The sequence below is a fragment of the Methylobacterium sp. GC_Met_3 genome (assembly GCF_026540775.1).
GTDB lineage: Bacteria > Pseudomonadota > Alphaproteobacteria > Rhizobiales > Beijerinckiaceae > Methylobacterium.
In genome coordinates this window covers 212,367-230,019 of the sequence record NZ_JALNUL010000006.1, presented here as the reverse complement: position 1 = coordinate 230,019, position 17,653 = coordinate 212,367, and the positions used below count along the sequence as shown (strand labels likewise).

Here is a 17,653-nt window from a genome sequence, read left to right as displayed (position 1 = left end):
TCCAGGGATCGCAGCGGCTTCTGGAGGGCTCCTTCGAGGCCTCCGCTCCGCTCCGGCACCTCAGGATGAGGGGGGAGTGGGATCATCTGGGTCAGGGGCGCTGTCGGTCCTGTGGCGCTCCGCGACCGGGACGATGCGCGGCATCAACAAAATTAAAAACAACCAACGATTGGGGAGGAAATCTATGGCTGATCAGATTTCGCGGCGGAAGTTGGCCCTTCGCGGGGGCGCGACCCTGGTGACGACCGCCTTCGCGGCCTACCTCACCGCCGCGCCGGCCCGCGCCCAATACGCCGATGACGGCATCAAGATCGGCGTGCTGACCGACATGTCGGGCGGCTATTCGGACCTCGCCGGGCGGGACTCGGTGACGGCGGCGCAGCTCGCCGTGGAGGATTTCGGCCGCCCGATCAACGGCCGCAAGGTCGAGCTGATCTTCGCCGACCATCAGAACAAGGCCGATATCGCCTCCGCGATCGCCCGCCGCTGGTTCGACACCGAGGGCGTCGACGCGATCTTCGACACCAATTCCTCGGTGGCGGGCCTGGCCGTCCGCGAGGTCGCCCGCGCCAAGGGCAAGATCGACATCAATTCCGGCGCCGGCTCCATGGCGCTGACCAACGCCGCCTGCTCGCCGACCGGGGCGCACTGGACCTGGGACACCTATTCGCTGGCGGCCGGCACCGCCACCGCGCTGGCGGACGACCCCAAGAACACGTGGTTCTTCATCACCGCCGACTACACGTTCGGGCACGATCTGGAGAAGCAGGTCACCCGCGTCGTGACGGCGAAGGGCGGCCAGGTGCTCGGCTCGGTCAAGCACCCGTTCCCCAATCCCGATTTCTCGTCCTACCTGCTGCAGGCTCAAGGGTCGGGCGCGAAGATCATCGGCATAGCCAATGCCGGGGCTGATACGATCAACACCATCAAGCAGGCGAGCGAGTTCGGCATCCCGCAGGGCGGCCAGACGCTGGGCGGCCTCAACATCTTCCTGACCGACATCCACTCCGTCGGCCTCAAGGACGCCCAGGGCATGATCCTGACGACCGGGTTCTACTGGGACATGGACGACCAGACCCGGGCCTTCGCCCGACGCTTCGGCGAGCGGATGGGCGGCCGGATGCCCACCATGGTGCAGGCCGGTGATTACTCGGCCGTGCTCCACTTCCTCAAGGCCGCCGAGGCGGCCGGGACGGATGACGGGCTCAAAGTCATGGCCAAGATGCGCGAACTGCCGATCCAGGACTTCTTCGCCCGCAACGCGACCCTGCGCGTCGATGGCCGGATGGTCCACGACATGTACTTGGCGCAGGTGAAGACGCCCGCGGACTCCAAGGGGCCGTGGGATTTCTATAAAATCCTGAAGACCATCCCGGGCGAGCAGGCGTTCCAGCCCCTATCGGAGAGCACCTGCAGCCGCGTGAAGAAGTGAGGCCGGGGCCTACGCATCGTCGGGCGCTGCCTTAGCCCGGGCCTGCGCCCAGGCGCGGTCGCGCTCGGCCTGCCGGGCGCGCTGCTCGGCCGCGTAGGCGTCCTGATCCGGCTGCGCCTGCCGACTCTGGCGCTTGGCCCGGGCCGCCGCGCGCTTGCGCCATTCCTCGGTCTCGGCCTTCTGGCGCAGCAATTCCTCGACCGTGATGGGTTTCACCGGCTCCTTCGGCTGAGCCCAGGCGTAGGCGCGCCGGGGCGGCGGACGCGGCGGCGACTCCACCCGCGTGGGACGGGCCGCGCGCATCGCCTCGGCGAGGGTCAGGCCGGCGCCCGCAGCGATACGCGCGGCGGCAGCCTGCGCGGCGGCGCGCTCGCCCATGGTCGCGCCCTGTGCGGCCAGTGCGAGGCACTTCTCGAACCTGTCTCGGTCGGCGGGCGTCATCGGGCGCGTATAGCGCCCGGATCGCCCGCCGTCCCGCCGGTTCTCAATCCGGCTTGGCGCTCGCGACCGTGCCGGTAAAGCTGTAGCTGCCGAGCTTCTCACCCACCACTTGGACGGCGCCGTCCGTCAGGGTGTTCAGCCGGCGCGAGCGGATCGTCATCGTGCCGGACAGGCCCGCGAACTTGCCGGTGCCGCCGATCCACTGGCCGGTTCCCTCGTTCACCGCCGCGAACGGCTGGAGCGGGTAGTCCCACTTCTCGAACACGTGGTCGCCGTCGGCATCGACGTAGTCGCAATAGCCGTGGTTCTCCAGGGTTTTGGCGCCGTTGTCGATCGTCGGCGCGGAGGTGCAGCGCCCGGCCATGTTGTGCAGGAGCTTGCCACCGGATTCGTTGACCGCGGTCATCATGGCGATCGAGGCCGAGGCCACGCGGTTCTCGCCGATGGTGACGGGCTTCGGCGCGGCCAGCACGGTCGACGTGTAGGTGATCCGGAAATCACCCTGCCGCGGCATGTCGTCGGCGCCGGCCGTTGTGGAGCCGAGGAGCAGCAGGCCGAATGCCGCCGCCGAACATGTCGCGGGTGATGCGAACGCAAATTCTTTGCCCATCATGACGACCTCCCAGTCTGACGCATGCAAGACGGGTCGACTTCGGTCCGAGTGTCCAACTCAGGCCGGCCGAATCGTCGGCGCCGAGTAAATATTGATCTCAGCGCGATATTCATTCAAGCGTTCCGCAGAGATATTGTATTCGATTGGCGGTGTCGCGCATGACAGGAGGGCGCCATTGTAGGCGACACCGAAGCGATCAGCGTCATTGATTTCTGTTTATGATCTCTCGAGATGTTCTGTCATCCGTTTAGTGCAAAATACCAACCGGGTTCCAAATTGCGAATGTCCTTCACAAGATGGAAACGGAATTTTATGCGAACAATTTACATTACAAATAAAGATAAAGCGCGCGATCCTGTAACGGAAAATTCGAAAATTTCATCGAACCATCACGGACGACTTGGCTGTGAGTTGCGCGATCCAGCGTCGTCACGAATCTAAGGCGCCTGGCCGGGTTGAAGCAACTCGGCAGAGAGCAGCCCACCCAGGTGCGCCGTCCTCACTGCGACCCCCCGCCGCACCCACCGGGGCCGTTCAGCGGAAGCCCGGCGCCGAGCTGGTGGACGGCATTGCCGAGGCCTGGAATAGCAGCGGGCTCGTCACCGCGCAGCTGGCTGCGTGAGCCGGCGCGCGACGGATGGGAATCTCATAGGTCGGCGCAGGCCTTGCCGCCCGGCCGTGTCTCCCGCGCACCGGCGCCGCTGTCCGAGTCGCTCAGGACGACGAGGATCCGCCCCAGCAGCACCCGCGAATGCCACGCTGTCCGGGTCTCGCTGTGGTCGTCCGTTGCGCACGGGCTCGCGTTGTAGGCCGCGCGCAACTCGGCGAGCTGGCGCATCCGCAGTTCGGGATCGATGGGAGCCATGACCCGTCCTCCCGGCCGGCTTTGGTCCGCGGTACGCCCCCGCGAACAAGCCTTCGACCATCCCGAGTCGGGGAGTTGGAAAACCGTGTCTGAACGGTCCCTACGACCTTTAGCGCCGGAACGCCTGGACATACGTCGCAGGCTCCCCGACCGTGTGGTCAAGGTGCGGGTGCCGTTGTGGTCGGCACCAACCATCAGACAGGGGGTTCCACGCCCCAGACCCGCGCGTACGGGCCCGCCGGACTTATAGTCGATTCTAGGAACGCAATCCAGTTCGCTGCGCTGCACCCTGCTCAAGGATGTGGAAAGCTGCGTCGATCAGGATCGCCAGCGCTGAGACGACAAGCCCGCCCTGCAGGACATAGGCGGTGTTGCCCGTGAGCAGGCCGGAGATGATGACCTCGCCGAGCGTGCTGGCCGCGACCGTCGAGCCGATCGTCGCGGTGGCGAGGCCGATGACGGCCGAGAGCCGGATCCCGGCCAGGATCATCGGCAGCGCGAGCGGCAGTTCCACCTGGACGAGGCGCTGGCGGTCGGTCAGCCCCATGCCGCGCGCCGCCTCCATCAGCGCCGGATCGAGGCCTTCGAGACCGGTGAGCGTCATCTCGAAGATCGGCAGCAGCCCGTACAGCACGAGGGCGACGAGGGTCGGCAGCGGCCCGAACCCGAAGACCGGCACGGCGAGCGCCAGCACGGCCACCGGCGGAAATGTCTGGCCGAGATTGGCCACCGCCCGGGCGAAGGGCAGGACGTCGCGTCCCGCCGGACGAGTCGCCGCGACCGCGAAGCCGATCGCCAGCACGCTCGCCGCCAGGGTCGCGGCGGCGACCAGCAGGAGGTGGTTGACGGTGAGCGTCAGCAGCGGGGTCTGCGTGTAGATCGGCGCCGTGTCGCCAGGGGCGAAGGGGCGCAACAGGCCCGCGAAGCTCTGCGGCGCGAGCAGGAAGGCGCCGAGCAGCGCCAGCAGCGCGAGATGCGCCAGATATCCCGCACGGCTCACGGGCGGGCGCCCTGCGCCTCGAGCGCGGCGCGCGTCACCCGGCCCAGCAGCACGCCGTCGCGGCTGACCGGCAGGGCCGGGCGCTGCGACCACAGGCTCTCGGCCAAAGCCGCGCGCACCGAGGTGCCCACCGGGATCGGTGCACCTGGCGCCGCGCCGGGCTCCACGAGATCGTCCACGAGGCGCAGCGCCATGAGCTGGAAGGCCTGGTCGCCGCCGCCGAGCAGGGCACCGACGAAGGCGGTGGCCGGCGCACCGATCAGCGCCGCCGGATCCGCCTCCTGTACGAGCCGGCCCCGGTCCATCACGGCGACCCTGTCGCCGAGCTGCAGCGCCTCGTCCATGTCGTGGGTCACCAGCACGATGGTGGTGCCGGTGCGCCTCTGGATCGCCCGCAGATCCGCCTGGGCCTGGCGGCGGATGATCGGATCGAGGGCGCCGAAGGGCTCGTCCATCAGCAGGATCGGCGGCTCGGCGGCGAGCGCCCGGGCCACCCCGATCCGCTGCTGCTCGCCGCCCGACAGCGCCGCCGGGAGCCGGTCCCGGTAGGCGGCCGGATCGAGGTTGAACAGGCCGAGCAGCGCGTCGACCCGCGCGTCGATCCGCCGACGGTCCCAGCCCAGCAGCCGCGGCACCACTGCGATGTTCTCCGCCACGGTCCGGTGCGGGAACAGGCCGTGGCTCTGGATCGCGTAGCCGATCCCCCGGCGCAGGATGTGCGGGGCGACCGCCCGGATATCCCGGCCCGCGATCCGGACCGTGCCGGCGCTCGGCTCGACGAGACGGTTGATCATCCGCAGCAAGGTCGTCTTGCCGGAGCCCGAGGTGCCCACGATGGTCAGCACGGCGCCGGCCTCGACCCGCAGGCTCACGTCGGACACGACTGTTCGGTCCCCAAAGACGCGGCTGATCCCGGCGAGCTCGATCATCGGATCAGGCATCACGGGCGCATTTCCGCCGCCCGGCCGCGGCTCACCGCGATGGCGGCATCGAACAGCACGGCAGCGCTGCTCGCCAGGGCGACGGTCGGCAGCGCCCCGAGCAGGACGAGGTCGCCCGCGTTCTGGCTGATGCCCTGAAAGACGAATACGCCGAGTCCGCCGCCGCCCACGAGGCCTGCGATCACCGCAAGGCCGATGTTCTGAACCAGCACGATACGGATCCCGGTGAGGAGGCCCGGGAGCGCCAGCGGCAGCTCGACCTGGAGGAGGCGCTGGCGGCTGGTCATCCCGACACCGCGTGCCGCGTCGCGCACCGGTGCGGGCACGGCATCGAGCCCCGCCACGGTCGCGGCCGCCACGGGCAGAAGCGCGTAGGCGAACAGGGCTACGACGGCCGGGGCAGGGCCGATCCCCGCGATCCCCGATTCCGCGGCCCCGGGGATCGTCCGGCCGATCCAGGCCAGCGGCGCGATCAGCATCCCGAACAGCGCCAGGGAGGGGATGGTCTGGACCACGTTGAGAATTGCGAGCAGCGCCCGCCGCAGGGCCGGCACCGGGCGCGACAGGATCGCGGCCGGGATCCCGACCAGGGCGGCCGCCGCCACCGACGCGAAGGCGAGGCCGAGATGGGTCCGGACCTCCCGGCCGAACGTATCCGCGTGACCGGCATATTCTCGCATCACCGAGAGGTTGTCCCAGAACCCGGATCGGAGGGCGAGCCCCGCCAGGATCGCGACGGCCGCCAGCGCCGCGACCTGCATCCCGGGGCCGGGCCGCAGGCGGGCCAGCCCGTCCCCGGTGGCGAGGCCGGCGGCACCGAAGGCCAACCACCAGCCGGCCTCCGGCGAGACCCGGCTGTAGCGGTCGCCGGGCGGCGTCAGGTGATCGGCTGCCCACCCGGCCGCAAGGCCGAGGAGCAGCAGCGTGGCCGCGCCCGCGGCAAGCCGCACGGACGGGGGGATCCGCAGGGCCAGCAGCGGCGTGGCGAGCCCGGAGACGCAGAGAAGGGCGAGCGCCGGACCGGCCGGCAGCGCCGACCAAACCATCAGCGCGGTGCCTTCTGCGATCCGGTTCGGCCGTACGACCATCAGTGGCAGCGCGACGAGGCCCACGCTCAGCAAAGCCGCGAGGGCCACGCCCAGGAAATCGAGGCCGGATACGATCCGGCTGGCCGGATGGGCGTCAATGCGCGCGCCGGCTGCAGAGGGTTGGCCCATCCCGAGGCTCCGGGCGCGGCCGCAGGAGCGTGGCCGCGCGTCGCTTGGACTTAGCGTGCGCTCCGCCGAAGTGGAAACCGGTTCGGCTCAGACCGCGCGCCTCCGCCTTACGGCACGAACCCCGCCGCCTTCAAAAAATCCGCCGCCACCGTGGAGGCAGGTTCGCCGCCGATCTGAACCCGTCCGTTGAGGTCGCGCAGTGTGGCGAGGTCGAGCCGGCGGAAGATCGGATCGAGCACCGTCGCGATCTCTGGATGCACCTTGAGGACAGCTCCGCGGACCACGGGTGCCGGCTGGTAGACCGGCTGGACGCCGCGGTCGTCCGCCATCACGATGAGGCGGGCGGCGGCGAGGCTGCCATCGGTCCCGAACACCATGGCGGCGTTGGTTCCGGAGGTGCCCCGCGCCGCCGCCGCGATCGTGGCGGCGGTGTCCCCGCCGGCCAGGATGACGAGCTGGTCCGGCCTGAGGCCGAAGCCGTAGGTCCGGCCGAAGGCCGGGAGCGCGGCGGGCGCGGAGACGAATTCCGATGAGGCGGCGAGCTTGATCGGACCGCCACCGGCCACGTAGCGGCCGAAATCGCTCATCGTCCCGAGGGCGTTCGCCTTGGCGATGTCGTCGCGCACCGCGATCGCCCAGGTGTTGTTGGCCGAGGCGGGCGCCAGCCAGACGAAGTCGTTGGCCTCGCGGTCGAGGCGCCGGGCGGTCTCGTAGGCGGCCTGTGCGTCCTTCCAGACCGGGAGATCCTGCCGTCCGAAGAAGAACGCCGCGTTGCCGGTGTATTCCGGGTAGATGTCGATCTGGCCCTCCAGCAGGGCCTGGCGGACGATCAATGTCGACCCGAGCTGGGTCTTATCCACCGTCGGGATGCCCCTGGCTCCGAGCGCCTGCAGGATGATGGCACCGAGAACCCCGCCCTCCGTGTCGAGCTTGGAACTGACCACGACGGGCGCTGCCTGCGCGGTCGCCAGACCGATCAGCAGCGCGACGAGTCCGGCCAGGATCCGCTTGCCCATCGATCCGGATTCCCCAGTCCGCGCCGCCCAGGATCGGCACCGGGCCGGATCACGGTACACGACCCCGTGGCAGAAACATCGCGCGATCCCGTTCACCTGCTCTTCCCAAGGTGACCGCGTCGCCGCTGCAGCGGCGATGAAGCTGATGCTGACCCTGCTTCAGCTAACCGAGCCGGATCGCGCGGCCGGGTCGTATCGGCCGGCCTGAAGCGCGCTGGTTCGTGAAGACTCCATCAAGTCTCCAAAATCTAGTTAAGACCGCTTAACCTTGACACGAACTTGCACTGAACCCAAGCGATCCAGGCGATATATGCACGTATAGGTTGTTCCAGGTGGAGCCGAGTCTGACACATGTCGTATTCGATCTTCGTCCGTGATCTTGCCCATGACGACGGGCGTACGCCGCAACTCCTGGCCTATGACATCCAAGACCGCTCCCTGGCGGCCTCCCTCGTGTCGGTGATCGCCACCTCGTACCGGGATCACGGGTTCAACCCGGCCACGCGGGTGCATTGGTTCCGCGCCGCGGGCACCGTGCACGAGATCTACACGTGGCCACAGGCGTGAAGGCGCACTACGTGCCACAGAAGGTCCGGTAGCCGACCCCGCCGTCCTCCGGCGCCTGCGCGTAGCGGGCGTACTCCGACTGGTCGGCGTAGGGCCGTGCCAGCACCGCCAACAAGGTTTCGAAGGGTGCGAAATCGTTCCGCTCCACGGCGGCCGCAATCATCGCCTCGACCTGATGGTTGCGCGGGATGAAGGCCGGATTCACCGCCCGCATCGCGGCGGCGGTCTCGGCCGGGTCGCGGGCTTCCTCGTCGAGGCGCGCCTGCCAGCGAACCGCCCAGTCGTCGTACGCGGTCGGGTCGACGAACAGGTCGCGTACGGCTCCGTCGCCCTCAACGGCTCCGCAAAGGGTCCGGAAGGCCAGGGTGAAGTCGGCCTGGTTCTCGGCCATCCGTTTCAGCAGGTCGCCCGCCAGCGCGGGGTCGCCGTCCCGGACCGCGCCGAGCCCGAGCTTCCGATTGAGGCCGCCGTGATAGCCGTCTTCGAAGGCCTGTGCGTAGCCGGAGAGCGCCGCTTCGGCCTCACGGACCGCCTGCTCTTCGGCATCAGCGAGCAAGGGCAGCAGGGTTTCGGCGAACCGGGTGAGGTTCCAGAGCGCGATGCGCGGCTGCTGGCCGTAGGCGTAGCGCCCGTTCTGATCGATCGAGCTGAAAACCGTGCCTGGATCGTAGGCGTCGAGGAAGGCGCAGGGGCCGTAATCGATCGTCTCGCCGGCCACCGCCATGTTGTCGGTGTTCATTACCCCGTGGACGAAGCCCACGAGCAGCCACCGCGCCACCAGCCTGGCCTGGGCGGCGATGACCGCGTCGAGCAGCGTCCGGTAGGGATTCGCCGCCTCCGCCGCCGTGGGATAGTGCCGGGCCACGACATGGTCGGCCAGTGCCCGCAGGCCCTCGACGTCACCCCGGGCCGCGAAGAACTGGAAGGTGCCGACCCGGATGTGGCTCGCCGCGACCCGCGTGAGCACGGCCCCGGGCAGCGGGGTCTCGCGCACCACGGGTTCACCGGTGGCGACGGCCGCGAGCGCCCGGGTGGTCGGAATGCCGAGCGCCGCCATGGCCTCGCTGACGAGGTACTCGCGCAGCACCGGTCCGAGGGCCGCCCGGCCGTCGCCGCGCCGGGAGAACGGGGTCGGGCCGGAGCCCTTGAGCTGGATGTCGCGGCGGATGCCGGTCCGGTCGATTACTTCGCCGAGCAGGACTGCGCGCCCGTCCCCGAGTTGCGGCACGAACTGGCCGAACTGGTGCCCGGCATAGGCCGCCGCGATCGGTTCGGCGCCGTCCGGAACCGTGTTCCCCGCCAGCGCCGCCACCCCGTCCGGACCTGCGAGCCAGTCTGCATCGAGCCCGAGCTCGTCCGCCAGTGCCCGATTCAGGTGGATCAGGCGCGGGGCCTTCACGGGCGTCGCAGGGCGGCGCGCGTAGAAGCGCTCCGGCAGGCGGGTGTAGCTGTTGTCGAAGGGAAGTGCCGTCATTGGGATGATCTATGGAGCGGCGTTGCCGCGGGCAAGCAGGGCGGGTTTCGACCGGGACCGTGCAGGCGGTTCCGGTCAGCGTCTCCGAGAGAGACCAGAACCCCTCCGCCGCGGCGCCCGTGAGATAGCCAGCCGTCCGGCTTGGCGCGCCTCGTCCACCGCGTCTCAGGCATGGTCCGTCGGATCCCCCTGTCAGGCTAATCAGCTGGCGGTGGGATGGTTCGCGGCCAACCCCGCTCAGGCATCGGCCGGGCTGATCGCCCCAGGAAGCGGACAGGCCGGGACGGCGGACGGCGTGCGCCGCCGGACCCGCGCCCGAACCGCCAGGGCCGCGATCGCCAGGGTCGCCCCAGCCAGCACGTCCGGCAGGTAGTGGCCGCCCGCGCCCAGCGTCGCCACGATCACGGCCGCGTTGAGGAGGATCGCGAACGGGCCGAGGACGGGCAGGGGTGCCAGCGCCCAGGCGGTCAGGAGCGCGAGGCACACGTGGAAGGACGGGAAGGTGGCCAGCCCCCGCAGGTCGCCGAGCGCCAGCGTGTCGAGCGTCCCTGCCCGCAGCCGTGCCACCGGCTCTAGATGCCAGAGCGCGCCGACGGTCTCCAGATGGTCCGACGGAATGATGCGGGGCGCGTAATGGGCGTAGGGGCCCAGCGCCGGCAACAGGGCGGCGAGGACGATCACGCACAGCAGTGTGACCGAGAACAGCCGGATATAGGCCCAGAGCCGCCCAAGCCGGCGGGTCGCGCTCAACGCGATGACCACGACGCCCACCTGCGGCCCGCTGGAGTGATAGGCGAGCGCCAGCCACCACGACAGGGTGGGATGGTGCGCCAGGAAGGCCACGTAGGCCGTCCAGTCGAAGCCGAGCCGCGCCTCGAACCGAGCCAGCGCGTCGTCGATGAAGGGCAGCCCCAGACCCGCGGCGAGGAAGTGCAGAACCGCCACCGGTAGGGTGAAGGTGATCAGGAATGCGCTCGCGAGCGCCATGCCGCGCAGGGGCGGATCCGATTTCACGGTCGCGAGGCAGGCCGCCGCGACCAGTAGGACCACCACCATGGCGGCAGCCACGACGAAGCCGGTTGGCGCGATCGTCATGCCGGCCGCTCGCATCCAGGCGGCGTCGATCCCGATAAGGGCGAGGCTCAGGGCCCAGAGCCGGGGATCGGGGGCGGCAATTCCCGTGGTGGACCGGCGTAGCCTGCGCGACCAAGAGGGATACGCGCCCGCATTGTGGTTGCCGGCCCAGGGTCGGGCTGCCCCGACCCGCTCGTGAGATATCATCCGGCTCTGCTCACCCCGCGGCCGATGCTTGGCCGCACCGGGCAGACGCATGAGGGCCGCAATGGTTCGCCCGCGGACGCGCGGGCGGGCCCTGTGTGTGGCCGGCCTATCGGCCCGGCGCGGGGGCCGTGCCGGCAGCCGGCGGCTTGCCGCTGCCGACGGCGCCTTCGGTCGGCGGCACGGTGGCGGGGTTGGTCACGGCCTCCGTTGCCGTCTTGCCCGGATCCCGCGTGTCGGCTGCAGGCTTGGTCGCGGTCTCGGCCTTGGGATCCGCCCCGGTCCGATCCTGCGCCCGAGCCGCCGACAGGCCGCTGAGCGTCGCGGCCGCAATGAGGAGGGCGAGGATCGATCGGTTCAATGTCGGCTCCGGGCTGATCGAGGGGCAACGGTCGGCCGCACGCGTCGTTCCGGCCCGGGCGAGCGCAGGGGCGCATCGCCCGGGATCGCCGGACCGAAGCGGTCAGGCCTACGCGTCGGCCTTCTTGCGGCCCCGCGTCGCCTTGGCGGGCTCCGGTGCCGCCGCGACGGTCTCGGTTGTAGCCGCGCCCTTTGCTGCCGGGCCCCGGCGCTTGTGACCGAGGCCGGCATTGCGGGCGAACTCGGCGCGCATCGCCGAGTAGGTCGACGCCGTCGTCGGGTAATCGGGCGGCAGGCCGTAGCGCTGCCGGTACTGCTCGATCGTCATGCCGTTGCCGGTCAGGTGGCGCTTGAGCGTCTTGTACGGCTTGCCGTCGATGAAGCTGACCAGCGCGTCCGGCGTAATCGACTTCTTGATCTGCGCGGGTGTCGCCTTCTTGAAGTCCGGCTCCGCAGGTGTCGAACCTTGGCCAAGGCTCGACAGCGCAGCATGGACGCCGGACAGAAGCGTCGGCAGGTCCGGCATGGGAACGGAGTTGTTGGCTACATAAGCCGAGACGATATCGGCGGTCAGCTCGACGAAATCGATCGTGTCTTGGTGCGGGGCTGAAGTGTTATCTTCCATCGACGCCTCTCTCGCGGGAATGCGCCATGAACGTGGCTTTCTCTGCCATCCGTCAAGGGCTGGTCTGATCGAATATAACCAATCACGGTTGTTATCTACCGGTTGCACGGCAAATAACAACATGGATCAATCGCTGCGCTCTTGCCGGAGACGTTCAGTTACAATCTTGCGTGGGCCCCTTTACGGGCCTTAGGTCTACGCATTCGGTTCGAAGACGTGTCTGCCCGACCCCTGCCTACTCTGCTCGCGAGCTTGCAAAGGAACGCCTCGTGGGCTCACCCGCGAGGTCGAAGGGGCACGGGGCCCCTTTCTGTGGAGGAGACCTGATCCACTCAACGCTGGGCTGCTCAAGCGCCCGCGGCGGATCCGAGAAGCTCTCTTCCCACAAGCAAGACGAGGGGGAACCCGCGCTCCGACTTGAGATGTATGAACATTCAAGCCCACCAGAGACAGGATGGCTGTCGTGGCCCGAAGGGCGCGGCTCGGCGCTCCTCCGCCGCCGTCAGGCGCTGGCTGCCGTCCCGTGCGGCGTGGCTATGGCGCCCCGTGTCCCGGACGGGACGACTGACTGAAGCACCCGCGCAGCGCTCGAACCGTAATCCGCCCGATACGTCCGTTCGAGGGTCATCAGCGTGCGCATCGGCGCCTCCGCCAGATCGAGCAGCCGCGCGTCGCGCCAGCGCAGCTTGGTGAGTCGGCCGCGGCTCAACCACCGCGGCTTCTCCTCCTCGACGAGCAGGACCAGCTTGCCCGTCCACGTCTTGCGAAACCAGAACCGTCCCGTGAGCTTGGCCGCGCCGAACATGCCATCCTCGCGTGCATGAACCTTGTCACGCCCCCGTGAGACAATGCGCCGGTTGATCGGCGGTTGCCGGGGGAAACCGGTCCGGTGCGCCGAAATCGGACCGCCTGTCTCGTGAGGTTGGGCCTCCGACGTCGGGGCCCGCGGGCGCTATCGATCCGAGAGGCGTGTCGGGCGTCGGGCTGCCAATGTTGCGACCACGAGACCCGTCACCGCGCCGGCCAGCGCGGCACCCGCCTTGATCAGAAAATCCTCGAACCGGCCGTGGCGCGTGCTGGTGAGGGTCTGCGCGGCCTCGAGGCCGCCGGCCAGGAGGACGCTGCCGATCAGGATCTGAAGCCGGTGTCGCGGGTAGCCCACCATCATCAGCAGCCCGGCAAGCGCGTAGGCGGCAATCCGCTCGATGCTCGGATTATGGGTCACCACCGGCCGGAGGCCGATCGGCACGAGGGTCACAGCCACGATGAAGGCCACCAGGATCCAGGCCGCGATCCGCACCAGACGCAGGTGCCGCGTGTCCGATTCAAGCATTGGCGGTCCGTAACCTCGTGCTGACGGCTTGAGGATACACTGTTTGCCGGCCGTTGCCTGTTGCTGAACGGCCGACGAGGATCGGACGGTCTGATCATGCGCCGTATGCTGGCCATCGGGACGCTGCTCGCATTCACGCTGATCCCGGTCGCCGACGCGGCCAATCCGGCGCGGGACGTGCTGTGGATCGCGCTGCAGGGCTGTGTCCTCGCCAAGAAGGCCGCGGGTCGAAGCTTCCCGTGCCTGTCCGTCGATCTCGGCGACGGCGAGCGGCCGGGTTCGGCGGTGCTGCGCGCGCCGGGCGAGCCGACCCACGTCGTCGTGATGCCCACCGACAACGTGTCGGGGATCGAGGCCCCGGTACTCCAGGGCCCCCGCGGCGTCGCGTACTGGCAGGCTGCGCTCCGCGCGCGGCACTTCGTGTCGGACGCCCTCCAGGGGCGCCTGCCGGCTGCCGCGGTGGGTTTGGGGGTGAACTCCGTCGATGGCCGCAGCCAGGACCAGCTCCACATCCACCTCGATTGCATGCATCGCGGCGTCATGGCGGCCCTGAAGGCGCATGGCTCCACCATCGGCGAGAGCTGGGCGCCGTTCCCCGTGCTCCTGGATGAGGATCAATACCTCGCCCTGCGGGTGCCGGCCGACGCGGTTGAGCACTTCAACCCGTTCGCGGCGCTTGCCCGCGTGCCGGGCTGGCAGGGGAACCTCCACGATGCGAGCTTCGCGGCGGTCGCCGCCGATCCGGACGATCCCGGCGCGGGCATGATCGTCCTGGCCTACAGGATGCCGGAGGCAAGCGCCGAAGCGCTGATGGACCACACCTGCCGGGTCACCCGACCCGGCCGGGGCAGTTGAGCCGCGGCGCCGAACACGCCCCACTGTTGCCGATCCGTTCTATCTAGAAGCTTGGCCTTGGGGCATAGGACAGGCATGCGCATGCCGTTGCCCGAGCGCTATCCGTCGGACGTGATCCGGCGGTGGGAAGCGCGTTGCGACACAGGTCCGAAAAGGCTTCCGGAGCTGACGCGCCCGGGGGCTCTCCTCGGCTTGTCTGCGATCCTGACCCTGGCCACCGTCCCGGTACGCGCCGGCCCGTCGGCTGAGGCGGTTGATCCGCGCGCCCTGGAACTGGCTTGGCACCGCTGCCTGCGCGAAGCGTCCGCGCATCAGCCTTCGGGGCAAAGCCGCGCTGGGGACGAGCGCAACGCCCTGGACGAATGCAAGCCGCGGGAGGACGCCCTGGTGGCCGCGCTCATGGCCAGCCGCCCCGAGGACGGCCGGAGCGGGACAGTCTGGTCACGGACCTGGGCGGCCTTCGTGGAACCGCTGACAGCCTGGATCGGCGGCTTACGGCGCTGAGCGCCGGGGCATCGCATCGGTTTATCGAGCACGCGCTCTCGGCCTCCGCGGCACCGCACCGCGCCGATCCAGCCGAACCAGCGCGCAGGCCGCTCGTTGGGCCCGCATGACAGAGCAAGCCCAAACCTCGCCCCAAGACCCGATCGTCGAGGCCCGCCGCCGCGAAATGGCGACCGAGCATCTACTGTTCGGGACGATCCGCTTCCTCGCCCAGCGCCATCCGGAACTGCTGGACGAACTCGACGGCAGCCTCGATCACCTCTGGGATACCGGCGATAGCGAATCGCGAGACGATGCGGCCGTGCGCAAGATCGCGAGCCGCATCATCAAGAGCCTGCGCGCCGAGCGCTGAGCCGGCCCAGCTCTACCGCTGGCCGTTGTCGTTCAGCCGGATGGTCGGGATCATCGCGACGGCCTTAGCGGTCACGCGGTCGAAGACCTCGCCGGTCAGGCCGCGCTCGGTCGCCAGTTTCCTGATCCGCTCCGCGAGCTGGGACAGTGTCAGGCCGTAATAGGTCTTCTCTGTCGTCTGATCGACAGCCTCGTTTGCCACGCGTCAACTCCTGTTCGTGGTGGGTTGGGGATCGGTGATGTGGCCGATGCTGTGCGGCCGTTCAAGTCACTTTGCACGATGGCTGCCTTGAAACGGCCCGAAGCGGATCGCTCCGCTTCGGGTCCATTCGCACTTAGCGTGCGCAGCCGATGCAGATGCCGTTGGTGATGGCATCGTTGCGCTGCTCGTTGACACTGCGCCGGTCGATGCTGCCGGTCTCTTTCGGGTTGAGAGCGCTCGGGCTCGGCACGGTTTGGCCCGTCGCGGCGGTGTGCGGGGCCTTCGCGGCCGTGGTCGGGCCGCCGCCCGTGCCAGTCTCGCTCACCGGATCCGCGAAGGCGGGGACGGCGAAGGCGAGGGAGGCGGTCAGTGCGAGGATCAGCGGCGTACGCATCGGAAGCTCCTGAAACGACAAGCGTCTATGTGCGAAATCGACGCTCGCGGACGGCGGAAGTTCCCGCGGACGTCGCGCGGCCCGCTGACGGGGCGACGGTCATGGCCTATGACAACCGGAAGGGATCGCGCGCGGACGTGAAGGGGGCGCAGGGATGGGCAACGGCGAGGGTATCCGCGCGCCGAACGGGAAACTCGCGGAGGTCCAGCGTCTGGCGACGGCGCTCGCCGCCCGGGTGCGCTACGCGCAACTCGTCGGGCGGCCGGTCTACGATGCGCAGATCACCGCCCTGGTCAGCGCCGCGCGCCTGATGGATGCGGAGCACGCAACCTGGCCCCCCATGGTCGAGGAGGTGCTGACCGAACTCGCCAAGTCCCTCGAGAGCGGCGATCCGGGCCCTGAGGCTGGCGACGGCCCTTGAAGGCGCGGCGCCATGAGCCACCCTAGTCGCTCGGAGCAGCGGGATGAAAGGTGCGCGATGAATCAGGACACGCCGGAGGTCGATCAGACCGCGCGAACGATCGCCGAGAAAGTCTATGCAGCATATTGGCGGCAGGCGCAGGGCTCGGACCATTCGCAGATCGAGCAGACGGTGCTCGCCCGGCTGGTCGAGGCCATCCGGCCGGAGATTCCGGGCAGCTCGCCGGGCGCGATCATCGCGGCAGCCAACACGGTTCTCGACGCCCTGGAGCAACGCAGCCCCGAGATTCGCGGGCCCCGGGTGAGTGCCCTCAACCGGGCGGACGGCACCGTTGTGATGGGGCCGACCGGCGGCTGACGCCGCCGTGTTGGCCCGGGTTCCAGCGGCGCGCATGGAGCCGTGCCCGATCGCATTGCAATCGAACGCGGCTCTGAGCCATTGTTGTGACGCGCTTTAGGAGAGTTCGGCCGGCCGGGCGGTCTCGGCCGTGTTCCGGGGCGGTGCCGGTGAGGAACTTCGGTGTGGGGGGCTGATTGGACAGGCAGGTGCGGAACGCTGCGGAGCACGTCCCGTCGCCGCATATCCGCTCGCCGGACGCACGATGGAAAGCCGGGCGCCCCATGATCCTGAACCTGCAACCCGCGCAGGTCGCGACGAAGAGCGACGATGCCGATAGCCAGCTCGTCTTCGCGGATGGCTTCCTTGTGGCGGTGCTGGTCCGCCTCTCGGAGCAGCACGGGGCCGATGCGGGCAAGTGGTTCCTGGAAGCCGGGTTCGGTCCGGTCGACCCGATCTGTCCGCCGACCTTCGCGGATCTCGCCGCCGCGCGGGCCTGGATCCTGCGGCAGCTCGTCAACGACCCTTAACGAGGGTCGCGGTCCGGCGCGCTCTCAGGTGAACCGACCCAGCCAGCGCAGGGCGTGGCGCAGGCGCGCGGTCGCATCCCCCGCGAACCACAATCCATGCGCGAAGATGACCCGTTCCGGCACCAGCACGACGAGTTCCGCGGCCGCCCGTGCCGCCGCCTGTCGACGCAGCTTGATGACGAGGCGCAGGTAGGGCGGCGGCTGGCCGTGGGGCGTGGTCATGCGGGCCAGCTGCAGGAACGGCCGCAGCACCGCCGGCATCTTGGCCGGTTCGAGGTTGAGGACGAGGTCGGTCAGGATCAGCGTCCGGCTCGGTCCGTGGAAGAAGCCGAACTCCCGGAACCCGAGGCCGCCGGGGACGATGGTCTGGCGTAGATCCGCGGCCCATTCCGGCGGCGCCGCGTCTCCCAGCACCCGGTCGACCCGCAGGCCGGAGCGTTGGACCTGCCCCCGCTGGCGCAGGTTCGGGGCCGCCCAGGTCAGCGCCTCCGGGCAATGGTCCTGCCACGCTTTCAGGTAGGTCCAATGCGCGATGTTCGGCGCGACCAGATGGCGGATCGGTCCCAGCGCCGCGATGTCCCGGTGCAGGCGCGGGTCGTAGCGCGTCGGCGAGTGCAGCCAGAGCGCGCCGTCGCGGAGGCGGATGATCGTCATCCGCACGGGCAGCGGGATGCCGAGGGCGCGCAGCGGGCCGCTATCGACGATCCAGACACCCTCGGCCACCGGCTTGAGTACGTCGAGCGGGGGATAGGTGGCCTCTGACAAACGGGATCTCCGGTGGAAGGCCGGCGGCCTCGCACGCCAGGATTGGCTTTACCGGAACGCCGGAGGCCTGCGGGGTTTCCGGGGTGGATCGCCGCAGGGGCGGCGTATCCTGAGCGCCGTGCCCGATCGCGTT

General features: G+C 69.4%; 24 protein-coding genes. 8 read left to right on the top strand and 16 right to left on the bottom strand.

Annotation, left to right across the window (positions count from 1 at the left end; all coding sequences use genetic code 11):
- Nucleotides 1–184 precede the first annotated feature (184 nt).
- Nucleotides 185–1,432: an ABC transporter substrate-binding protein gene (locus tag OXS27_RS11470; RefSeq protein WP_267356319.1), complete on the top strand. Its 1,248-nt coding sequence runs from the start codon at nt 185–187 to the stop codon at nt 1,430–1,432.
- Between the two features lie 9 nt (nt 1,433–1,441).
- On the opposite strand, the gene OXS27_RS11465 is transcribed toward OXS27_RS11470, so the two are convergent.
- The 7 genes from OXS27_RS11465 to OXS27_RS11435 form a co-directional block, all read right to left on the bottom strand.
- Nucleotides 1,442–1,873 carry a hypothetical protein gene (locus OXS27_RS11465; protein WP_267356318.1) on the bottom strand — a complete coding sequence of 144 codons (432 nt, stop codon included), beginning with the start codon at nt 1,871–1,873 and terminating at the stop codon, nt 1,442–1,444.
- A 43-nt stretch (nt 1,874–1,916) separates the two neighbouring features.
- A complete protein-coding gene (locus OXS27_RS11460; protein WP_243923997.1) occupies nt 1,917–2,486 on the bottom strand; it encodes a hypothetical protein in 570 nt (189 codons plus the stop codon).
- A 646-nt stretch (nt 2,487–3,132) separates the two neighbouring features.
- Nucleotides 3,133–3,351: a hypothetical protein gene (locus OXS27_RS11455; protein ID WP_267356317.1), complete on the bottom strand. Its 219-nt coding sequence runs from the start codon at nt 3,349–3,351 to the stop codon at nt 3,133–3,135.
- Nucleotides 3,352–3,607: 256 nt separating this feature from the next.
- Nucleotides 3,608–4,351: an ABC transporter permease gene (locus tag OXS27_RS11450; protein ID WP_267356316.1), complete on the bottom strand. Its 744-nt coding sequence runs from the start codon at nt 4,349–4,351 to the stop codon at nt 3,608–3,610.
- Nucleotides 4,348–5,280 (bottom strand): ABC transporter ATP-binding protein, encoded by a 933-nt coding sequence (locus OXS27_RS11445; RefSeq protein ID WP_267356344.1) that lies wholly within the window; start codon nt 5,278–5,280, stop codon nt 4,348–4,350. Before OXS27_RS11445 ends, OXS27_RS11450 begins: the two co-directional genes overlap by 4 nt.
- A gap of 11 nt (nt 5,281–5,291) precedes the next feature.
- Complete coding sequence (locus OXS27_RS11440; protein WP_267356315.1) at nt 5,292–6,509, bottom strand: ABC transporter permease; 1,218 nt, start codon at nt 6,507–6,509, stop codon at nt 5,292–5,294.
- Nucleotides 6,510–6,616: 107 nt separating this feature from the next.
- The gene (locus OXS27_RS11435) at nt 6,617–7,525 is read right to left on the bottom strand and encodes an ABC transporter substrate-binding protein (protein ID WP_267356314.1); all 909 of its coding nucleotides are present in this window, start codon (nt 7,523–7,525) and stop codon (nt 6,617–6,619) included.
- A gap of 351 nt (nt 7,526–7,876) precedes the next feature.
- Between OXS27_RS11435 and OXS27_RS11430 the strand changes: the two genes are divergently transcribed.
- The gene (locus tag OXS27_RS11430) at nt 7,877–8,092 is read left to right on the top strand and encodes a hypothetical protein (RefSeq protein WP_243924007.1); all 216 of its coding nucleotides are present in this window, start codon (nt 7,877–7,879) and stop codon (nt 8,090–8,092) included.
- A 7-nt stretch (nt 8,093–8,099) separates the two neighbouring features.
- On the opposite strand, the gene OXS27_RS11425 is transcribed toward OXS27_RS11430, so the two are convergent.
- The 6 genes from OXS27_RS11425 to OXS27_RS11400 form a co-directional block, all read right to left on the bottom strand.
- Complete coding sequence (locus tag OXS27_RS11425) at nt 8,100–9,566, bottom strand: protein adenylyltransferase SelO (RefSeq protein ID WP_267356313.1); 1,467 nt, start codon at nt 9,564–9,566, stop codon at nt 8,100–8,102.
- 237 nt (nt 9,567–9,803) lie between these two features.
- A complete protein-coding gene (locus OXS27_RS11420) occupies nt 9,804–10,847 on the bottom strand; it encodes a phosphatase PAP2 family protein (protein WP_267356312.1) in 1,044 nt (347 codons plus the stop codon).
- A gap of 106 nt (nt 10,848–10,953) precedes the next feature.
- On the bottom strand, nt 10,954–11,205 hold the full coding sequence (locus OXS27_RS11415; protein WP_267356311.1) for a hypothetical protein: 252 nt from the start codon (nt 11,203–11,205) through the stop codon (nt 10,954–10,956).
- 108 nt (nt 11,206–11,313) lie between these two features.
- Complete coding sequence (locus tag OXS27_RS11410) at nt 11,314–11,829, bottom strand: MucR family transcriptional regulator (RefSeq protein ID WP_243924015.1); 516 nt, start codon at nt 11,827–11,829, stop codon at nt 11,314–11,316.
- A 502-nt stretch (nt 11,830–12,331) separates the two neighbouring features.
- Nucleotides 12,332–12,634 (bottom strand): hypothetical protein, encoded by a 303-nt coding sequence (locus tag OXS27_RS11405; protein WP_243924017.1) that lies wholly within the window; start codon nt 12,632–12,634, stop codon nt 12,332–12,334.
- Nucleotides 12,635–12,781: 147 nt separating this feature from the next.
- On the bottom strand, nt 12,782–13,162 hold the full coding sequence (locus tag OXS27_RS11400) for a hypothetical protein (RefSeq protein WP_243924019.1): 381 nt from the start codon (nt 13,160–13,162) through the stop codon (nt 12,782–12,784).
- Between the two features lie 96 nt (nt 13,163–13,258).
- Between OXS27_RS11400 and OXS27_RS11395 the strand changes: the two genes are divergently transcribed.
- The 3 genes from OXS27_RS11395 (at nt 13,259) to OXS27_RS11385 (ending at nt 14,873) form a co-directional block, all read left to right on the top strand.
- Complete coding sequence (locus tag OXS27_RS11395; protein WP_267356310.1) at nt 13,259–14,017, top strand: CDP-diacylglycerol diphosphatase; 759 nt, start codon at nt 13,259–13,261, stop codon at nt 14,015–14,017.
- Nucleotides 14,018–14,098: 81 nt separating this feature from the next.
- Nucleotides 14,099–14,521 (top strand): hypothetical protein, encoded by a 423-nt coding sequence (locus OXS27_RS11390; protein ID WP_267356309.1) that lies wholly within the window; start codon nt 14,099–14,101, stop codon nt 14,519–14,521.
- Nucleotides 14,522–14,627: 106 nt separating this feature from the next.
- Nucleotides 14,628–14,873 (top strand): hypothetical protein, encoded by a 246-nt coding sequence (locus OXS27_RS11385; protein ID WP_243924024.1) that lies wholly within the window; start codon nt 14,628–14,630, stop codon nt 14,871–14,873.
- Nucleotides 14,874–14,885: 12 nt separating this feature from the next.
- Here OXS27_RS11385 and OXS27_RS11380 read toward each other — a convergent pair whose 3' ends face one another.
- Together OXS27_RS11380 and OXS27_RS11375 are read right to left on the bottom strand one after the other, a co-directional pair.
- Nucleotides 14,886–15,074: a hypothetical protein gene (locus OXS27_RS11380; RefSeq protein WP_243924026.1), complete on the bottom strand. Its 189-nt coding sequence runs from the start codon at nt 15,072–15,074 to the stop codon at nt 14,886–14,888.
- A 133-nt stretch (nt 15,075–15,207) separates the two neighbouring features.
- A complete protein-coding gene (locus OXS27_RS11375; RefSeq protein ID WP_267356308.1) occupies nt 15,208–15,468 on the bottom strand; it encodes a hypothetical protein in 261 nt (86 codons plus the stop codon).
- Nucleotides 15,469–15,622: 154 nt separating this feature from the next.
- On the opposite strand from OXS27_RS11375, the gene OXS27_RS11370 reads away from it, so the two are divergent.
- The 3 genes from OXS27_RS11370 to OXS27_RS11360 all read left to right on the top strand — a co-directional run bounded on the left by OXS27_RS11370 (nt 15,623) and on the right by OXS27_RS11360 (nt 16,755).
- Nucleotides 15,623–15,889: a hypothetical protein gene (locus tag OXS27_RS11370; RefSeq protein ID WP_243924030.1), complete on the top strand. Its 267-nt coding sequence runs from the start codon at nt 15,623–15,625 to the stop codon at nt 15,887–15,889.
- A gap of 57 nt (nt 15,890–15,946) precedes the next feature.
- Nucleotides 15,947–16,246 (top strand): hypothetical protein, encoded by a 300-nt coding sequence (locus OXS27_RS11365; protein ID WP_267356307.1) that lies wholly within the window; start codon nt 15,947–15,949, stop codon nt 16,244–16,246.
- A gap of 188 nt (nt 16,247–16,434) precedes the next feature.
- A complete protein-coding gene (locus OXS27_RS11360) occupies nt 16,435–16,755 on the top strand; it encodes a hypothetical protein (protein ID WP_346732994.1) in 321 nt (106 codons plus the stop codon).
- 24 nt (nt 16,756–16,779) lie between these two features.
- Here OXS27_RS11360 and OXS27_RS11355 read toward each other — a convergent pair whose 3' ends face one another.
- Nucleotides 16,780–17,520 carry a DUF4336 domain-containing protein gene (locus OXS27_RS11355; protein ID WP_267356306.1) on the bottom strand — a complete coding sequence of 247 codons (741 nt, stop codon included), beginning with the start codon at nt 17,518–17,520 and terminating at the stop codon, nt 16,780–16,782.
- Between the last annotated feature and the right edge of the window lie 133 nt (nt 17,521–17,653).

Bases quoted from the DNA above. Each gene is read 5' to 3' on its own strand.
- OXS27_RS11470 (WP_267356319.1), top strand. From the start codon at position 185: ATGGCTGATCAGATTTCGCGGCGGAAGTTGGCCCTTCGCGGGGGCGCG.
- OXS27_RS11465 (WP_267356318.1), bottom strand. From the start codon at position 1,873: ATGACGCCCGCCGACCGAGACAGGTTCGAGAAGTGCCTCGCACTGGCC.
- OXS27_RS11460 (WP_243923997.1), bottom strand. From the start codon at position 2,486: ATGATGGGCAAAGAATTTGCGTTCGCATCACCCGCGACATGTTCGGCG.
- OXS27_RS11455 (WP_267356317.1), bottom strand. From the start codon at position 3,351: ATGGCTCCCATCGATCCCGAACTGCGGATGCGCCAGCTCGCCGAGTTG.
- OXS27_RS11445 (WP_267356344.1), bottom strand. From the start codon at position 5,280: ATGATCGAGCTCGCCGGGATCAGCCGCGTCTTTGGGGACCGAACAGTC.
- OXS27_RS11440 (WP_267356315.1), bottom strand. From the start codon at position 6,509: ATGGGCCAACCCTCTGCAGCCGGCGCGCGCATTGACGCCCATCCGGCC.
- OXS27_RS11435 (WP_267356314.1), bottom strand. From the start codon at position 7,525: ATGGGCAAGCGGATCCTGGCCGGACTCGTCGCGCTGCTGATCGGTCTG.
- OXS27_RS11430 (WP_243924007.1), top strand. From the start codon at position 7,877: ATGTCGTATTCGATCTTCGTCCGTGATCTTGCCCATGACGACGGGCGT.
- OXS27_RS11425 (WP_267356313.1), bottom strand. From the start codon at position 9,566: ATGACGGCACTTCCCTTCGACAACAGCTACACCCGCCTGCCGGAGCGC.
- OXS27_RS11420 (WP_267356312.1), bottom strand. From the start codon at position 10,847: ATGATATCTCACGAGCGGGTCGGGGCAGCCCGACCCTGGGCCGGCAAC.
- OXS27_RS11410 (WP_243924015.1), bottom strand. From the start codon at position 11,829: ATGGAAGATAACACTTCAGCCCCGCACCAAGACACGATCGATTTCGTC.
- OXS27_RS11405 (WP_243924017.1), bottom strand. From the start codon at position 12,634: ATGTTCGGCGCGGCCAAGCTCACGGGACGGTTCTGGTTTCGCAAGACG.
- OXS27_RS11400 (WP_243924019.1), bottom strand. From the start codon at position 13,162: ATGCTTGAATCGGACACGCGGCACCTGCGTCTGGTGCGGATCGCGGCC.
- OXS27_RS11395 (WP_267356310.1), top strand. From the start codon at position 13,259: ATGCGCCGTATGCTGGCCATCGGGACGCTGCTCGCATTCACGCTGATC.
- OXS27_RS11390 (WP_267356309.1), top strand. From the start codon at position 14,099: ATGCCGTTGCCCGAGCGCTATCCGTCGGACGTGATCCGGCGGTGGGAA.
- OXS27_RS11385 (WP_243924024.1), top strand. From the start codon at position 14,628: ATGACAGAGCAAGCCCAAACCTCGCCCCAAGACCCGATCGTCGAGGCC.
- OXS27_RS11375 (WP_267356308.1), bottom strand. From the start codon at position 15,468: ATGCGTACGCCGCTGATCCTCGCACTGACCGCCTCCCTCGCCTTCGCC.
- OXS27_RS11370 (WP_243924030.1), top strand. From the start codon at position 15,623: ATGGGCAACGGCGAGGGTATCCGCGCGCCGAACGGGAAACTCGCGGAG.
- OXS27_RS11365 (WP_267356307.1), top strand. From the start codon at position 15,947: ATGAATCAGGACACGCCGGAGGTCGATCAGACCGCGCGAACGATCGCC.